This is a genomic window from Bifidobacterium sp. UBA6881 (assembly GCA_002451435.1).
Taxonomy (GTDB): domain Bacteria; phylum Actinomycetota; class Actinomycetes; order Actinomycetales; family Bifidobacteriaceae; genus Bifidobacterium.
This window is the reverse complement of the sequence record DKCF01000026.1, coordinates 298-5,654: the sequence shown is the minus strand read 5'-3', so window position 1 is coordinate 5,654 and position 5,357 is coordinate 298. Positions and strand designations below refer to the sequence as shown.

Sequence of the window (5,357 nt, the reverse complement as noted above, 5' to 3'; positions counted from 1 at the left end):
CCATCGCGCAATCCGTTATTTCGCCAGCACCCCCACATCGGCGGTATGCACGACGTGCATACCGCCGTTTTCGTCGCGTATCGTCAACGAGGCGTCGTCGTTCAGCGACACCGCCGTGCCACGCAGCGTGGAGCCGTCCACGAAATGCGCTTCGCAGCGTTTGCCCAACGTCCAGCACACCGCCGTCGTCTCCGCCAGCGCGCGTTCGGCCTCACGGTGCGAATCGGCCTCGAAATCGGCGAAACGCGGTTTCAGCCCTTCGATCAGATGCGCGGCGACCGCATCGCGCACCCGATCGGCATCGGGTAGTCCGGAGGCCGTCAATTGCAGGGATGTGGCCGTTTCGACAGGCAGATGCTCCTCCGGCACATCGAGGTTCAGCCCGATGCCGATGACGATGGCGACGCGTTCGGCGCATGCCGGGTCGGCCTCGTTCCATCCACCGTTTGCGACTCCGGAAGCCGAATCGCCCGCACGCCATTCCCCAACATTGCCGTCGGAAGCGGCGAGCGGCACCATTTCGGCGAGCAGCCCGCCGAGTTTCCTGCCGTCCGCGAACACGTCGTTCGGCCATTTCAACGCGATGTCGGCGTGGAGTTCGCCGCCGAGCTCCCGCACCGCGTCGATGACGGCCCTGCGCGTCTCGCATCCGGCGATCATCTGCAGCCAGCCGTTGACCGACGGATCGCGGACGATCGCACCGGGCAGGTCAACCGCTAGGGAGACGATGAACGACTCCCCCGGCGCGCTGAACCAACGATGGTCGAGACGGCCGCGGCCGGCGGTCTGCTCATCGGCGCACACCACCGCGATCCGCCCCTGCGCGCGGGGACACAATGAGCCCGTTCCGCCGAATATCCGGCCTTCGCGCACCAGATTCGCCGCATACGTATTGGTGGAGTCCACCGTGTCGAGCGTGACCACCCAATCGGCCGCGACGCAGGTGCGCGGCATCGTCAACGCGGAATCCAATATCATCGGAAGGCCCCTTTCCATCGATCATCGTCATATTTGGCCGCCGCATCCGGCTTGCCCTTGTCGGCGGCCACCGGCTGCGGCACGCCGGTCATTCGGCCGCCGACGCCGCCAGACGCGCGTTCCTCGACTCGCGCCAGAACTGCAGGCACAGAAAACCGAAGACGAACGCCACGGGCAGCATGTGCCGTTCGAAATTGTTCGCCGGCGAGGTGATCATCACGCCCATCAGCAGCAGCAGCGGCAGATGCCACGACAGCGACCGCCACCGTCGCAATATCACCTCCGCCGCGCCAATCAGCAGCGTCAACGTGACGTACAGGTTGCCATGCGTGACCCATCCGAGCACCGGGATGTTGCCCCACCCCTTCGCGAAGCCGGCCACGCGGTCGCGCCAGTCGTGGTTGTACGAATGGATCCAATCGTTGTCTTCCTGGACGTAGTCGTTGTTCACGTAATAATCCATCGACACATACGGCAGGTCGGTCACGTTGAAATAGCCGAAGCATTCCGCGAAGAACGCGTCGAGGGCGATCACCGGATTCGCCTTGACGATCTCAAGCCACGCCTTGTTGAAGTCCTTCATGTCCGCCGCGGTGACGGTGCGCCACTTGTAGCTCACCTTCTTGGATTGGATGCCGGAGGATTTCACCGGGTCCGCGTCCTGTTGGAAGTATGATTCGGCCATCTGGTCGAGGTTGAACACCTTGTCGAGTTTCTTCCGCGCGTCCTTGGGGATGCCCTGCGGATTGTACTTGGCCACGCGCGCGATCTGCTGCAGCTGGATGCCGCGGCTTTCGATCGGATCGCCGCCGATGATCGCGCCCGTGTTGGTCAGCGCGACGATGCCGCCGTGGATGAGCACGGTCGGCAGCAGCAGCGTCACCAGATAGGTCTTCCACCGCTTGCGGTCGTTGCACAACGCGAGCAGGAAGGCGAACACGATGATGTACCACGCGTATTTCGCGCTGATGAGCATGACGCTGCTGGCGATGATGAACGCCGCGATCGAACGCTTGCGCAGACGCACCGGCTTGCCGTTGATCGTCGGCATCGCCTTGATGTGGGTCATGTGCAGTTCGTACCACACGCCGAACCACCATACGAACGCGAATGCGAACAGCGGCGACTTCGTCAGCGAAATCGTGGAGAACACGGCCAGCGGGCACACCATGAAGAACAATATGATCGCCAGTCGTGTCTTCGCTCCGGCGCGCAACCGCGACGGCCTCGGCACCACGCCGGCCTCGGGGTGCGCGAAATCGCGCATGTTCCAGCAATCGTGGCGTTCCGGATGCGAGAAGTCGAACGTGCCGACGCCCAGACGACGCCAGGGAAGGTTGAAGAACCGGTTCGCGGTGGCGGCGCAGCAGAACGCGGCGAACAGCCATTGCAGCACGGCGAGCACGACGATGCCCGCGTCGTTGGAATCGGTGAAGAACCGCGATACCGCGGCGACCGCACCGTAGAACACCGTCAGCACGATGTTGTGCTGGTCGGTCAGGTAGGTGGGCGAATCCGGCCACATATAGTGCGCGGTCGGATAGATGTCCATCGGCACGAACGAGAAGAATCCGATGTACGGCTGTTTCAAGCCGGTCCATTGGTTCAACGCCCAGCTGAACTCACGGATCTGCGAGCGTATGTCGGCGCCGAACGCGGCGAGCAGGGTCGTCGGCACCCATAGCCATCCGACCATGAACAGGAGCATGAGCTTCCACCAGGAATCGGTGCACCGCGTGAGCTTGCGGCCGACCCAGATGACCACCGCGTGGAGCGCGCGTCCAGGGCGGCTGCGCATGGCGTCGCTAAGATGGCGGAGCATGATGCCCAGCACCGTGGTCGGCGTTCCGGCCACCTCATGCCGGAGCCTTTCACGGCGGTAGCGGAAGTATTCGGGAAGCACGCGCCGTCCGCGGCCGAATTTGACCAGCGACCGCAATATCGCGAAGAACGCCACGAAGGCGACCACCATGTACAACACATTGAGCCATCCGAAATCGGAAAGCCCCGTGCCGAACCAATACAGCGGCCCGATGGCGCAGCACCATGCCAGCCATAGGCATGCCAGCACGCCCAAGGCCCAGCTGAGGAACGAGACGGCCTTGCTGCCGCGTCCGACGGTTTTGTGTACTTCGCTCATAAGCGGCATGATAGCGGCACTACCCGAATGCGCGCGGAACAAGGCCTTTGCAGCGGACGGCCGGATATGTACAAGGGCGGACACACCCCTAGGAAGGGCGCCGCGCGGCACGATAAACCCTGGTTCATGGATTCGGCGGCTAGACTAAGGGCTTATGGATTCCGAACGCGCAGACATTCTTGATCTTCTGGCAGGTCATACCGATGATTCGACCATCGAAAGACTCGCCTTCGAATGTCTGGTGACGAATATGGCGGACGAGCGGGTGGTTTCGCTGATGAACGTGCTCGACTGGCGTGGGGCATTCGATTGTTTCGCGATCGGCGGCGTTCCCGCGTCCAATCCGGCTTCGGCATCATTCGCGGCGCGCAAGGCCGTGCGCGATCTGGGCGGCACGCAGGTGATGGTCGGCACATACGGCAATTTCCTGCTGGTTCTGGCGCGTCAGATGAACGCGGTGACCCCGGAGGTGACCTGCACCGCGATCATGCCCGCGTTCAAGGAGGATGAGCCGGTGTATCTGAGTCCGGTGCGTTCGGGCGTGCAGGGCGCCTCCCATGCGCTGCGCGAGACGTTGTTCTCCTTGCAGGCAGCGCCTGCCCTGCCGTCGCCGACGAGGCCGCTGCGCGCCGACGAGCTGCTGCCGGAACGCGCCCTGCTCGGCGACGACTATGCGCGCGAGGAACTGTACCAGAACGTATACAAAGTGCTGCGCGGCGACAATCCCGACGATCCGACGTATCTGACGGTGTCCACGTTCCTTCAGCACGGCAACTCGTTGGAGAACACCGCGAAGGAGCTGAACGTGCATCCGAACACGGTGCGGTACCGGCTCAAGCGAGCCGCCGAGACGACCGGATGGGACGCCACCGATCCGCGCGACGCGTATGTGCTCACCACCGCGCTGGCGATCGGGCGCATGCGCGACCGCTGAGACGGCATCGGACGACCGACCGCCGAAGCGAAGCGTCCGACGGTCATGAAATGCAAAAAGGTCCGTATCTGCGTGCACGCAGATACGGACCTTTATCGGTGTCAAAACCTGATTATCTCAAACCGTTCGGCTCAATCTCAGGCGATGACGGCCGGATCGACCGGGACGCCCGGGTTCATCGTGGAGGTGATGGTCGTCTTGGTGACGTAACGGCCCTTCACGGTGGACGGCTTCAGACGCTTGATCTCGTCGGCCACGGCCTTGAAGTTCTCATCCAGAGCCTGCTCGGTGAAGGAGAGCTTGCCGATGAGGAAGCTCAGGTTGCCGTTCTTGTCGACGCGGAAGTCGACCTTGCCGCCCTTGATGTCCTTGATGGCCTTGGTGACGTCCATGGTCACGGTGCCGGTCTTCGGGTTCGGCATCAGGCCACGCGGACCGAGCACACGACCCAGACGACCGACCTTGCCCATCATGTCCGGGGTGGCCACGACGGAGTCGAAGTCGAGGAAGCCGTTGGCGACCTTCGCGACGAGATCGTCGTCACCGACGATGTCGGCGCCGGCCTCGAGAGCCTCGGTGGCCTTCGGGCCACGGGCGAACACGAGGACCTTGGCGGTCTTACCGGTGCCGTTCGGCAGGTTCACGGAACCGCGGACCAGCTGGTCGGCCTTGCGCGGATCCACGTTCAGGCGCACAACGGCCTCAACGGTCTGGTCGAACTTGTACTCAGGCATGCTCTTGAGGAGAGCGATGGCTTCGTTGGCGGTGTAAAGGTTGTTGAAGTCGATCTTCTCAGCCGCTTCGCGATACTTCTTGGAACGCTGTACCATTAGTCCTTCTCCTCTCAGTCGGTGACCGTGATGCCCATCGAGCGAGCGGTGCCCGCGATGATCTTCATACCGGCTTCGACGTCGCGTGCGGACAGATCGGCCATCTTGATTTCGGCGATCTCACGGACCTGAGCCTTGGTGACGGAGCCGACCTTGTGGGTCAGCGGGTTTTCGGTACCCTTCTGGATGCCCGCGGCCTTCTTCAGCAGAGCCGCTGCCGGCGGGGTCTTCAGGATGAAGGTGAAGGAACGATCTTCGTAAACGGTGATCTCGACAGGGATGACCTGGCCCATCTTGTCCTGCGTGGCAGCGTTGTACTGCTTGCAGAAGTCCATGATGTTCACACCGTGGGAACCCAGTGCCGGGCCCAGCGGCGGAGCCGGGTTGGCCTTGCCTGCCTGAATCTGGAGCTTGAGAAGCGCCGAGACTTTCTTCTTAGGAGCCATTGTATGGTTCTTCTTTCTGTGAAGCGGTG

Annotated in this window: 5 protein-coding genes; 1 reads left to right on the top strand and 4 read right to left on the bottom strand. The window is 62.8% G+C overall.

Annotation, left to right across the window (positions count from 1 at the left end; translation table 11 throughout):
• Positions 1 to 15: 15 nt before the first annotated feature.
• Together B3C64_RS02010 and B3C64_RS02005 are read right to left on the bottom strand one after the other, a co-directional pair.
• Positions 16 to 978, bottom strand: coding sequence for a biotin--[acetyl-CoA-carboxylase] ligase (locus tag B3C64_RS02010; RefSeq protein ID WP_291533359.1), 963 nt, complete (start codon positions 976 to 978; stop codon positions 16 to 18).
• 88 nt (positions 979 to 1,066) lie between these two features.
• Entirely contained in the window at positions 1,067 to 3,127 is a 2,061-nt protein-coding gene (locus B3C64_RS02005; protein ID WP_291533358.1) for a DUF6020 family protein, read from the bottom strand.
• Positions 3,128 to 3,272: 145 nt separating this feature from the next.
• Here B3C64_RS02005 and B3C64_RS02000 point away from each other — a divergent pair, with 145 nt between their 5' ends.
• On the top strand, positions 3,273 to 4,052 hold the full coding sequence (locus B3C64_RS02000) for a helix-turn-helix domain-containing protein (RefSeq protein WP_291533356.1): 780 nt from the start codon (positions 3,273 to 3,275) through the stop codon (positions 4,050 to 4,052).
• Positions 4,053 to 4,189: 137 nt separating this feature from the next.
• Here B3C64_RS02000 and rplA read toward each other — a convergent pair whose 3' ends face one another.
• Both rplA and rplK read right to left on the bottom strand, forming a co-directional pair.
• Positions 4,190 to 4,882, bottom strand: a complete 693-nt coding sequence (gene rplA / locus B3C64_RS01995) for a 50S ribosomal protein L1 (RefSeq protein ID WP_291533355.1) — start codon at positions 4,880 to 4,882, stop codon at positions 4,190 to 4,192.
• A gap of 14 nt (positions 4,883 to 4,896) precedes the next feature.
• A complete protein-coding gene (gene rplK / locus B3C64_RS01990; protein ID WP_003807772.1) occupies positions 4,897 to 5,328 on the bottom strand; it encodes a 50S ribosomal protein L11 in 432 nt (143 codons plus the stop codon).
• Positions 5,329 to 5,357 lie beyond the last annotated feature (29 nt).

What these genes read in the sequence shown, in the direction of transcription:
- rplA (WP_291533355.1), bottom strand. Translation starts at nt 4,882, where the DNA reads ATGGTACAGCGTTCCAAGAAGTATCGCGAAGCGGCTGAGAAGATCGAC.
- rplK (WP_003807772.1), bottom strand. Translation starts at nt 5,328, where the DNA reads ATGGCTCCTAAGAAGAAAGTCTCGGCGCTTCTCAAGCTCCAGATTCAG.
- B3C64_RS02010 (WP_291533359.1), bottom strand. Translation starts at nt 978, where the DNA reads ATGATATTGGATTCCGCGTTGACGATGCCGCGCACCTGCGTCGCGGCC.
- B3C64_RS02005 (WP_291533358.1), bottom strand. Translation starts at nt 3,127, where the DNA reads ATGCCGCTTATGAGCGAAGTACACAAAACCGTCGGACGCGGCAGCAAG.
- B3C64_RS02000 (WP_291533356.1), top strand. Translation starts at nt 3,273, where the DNA reads ATGGATTCCGAACGCGCAGACATTCTTGATCTTCTGGCAGGTCATACC.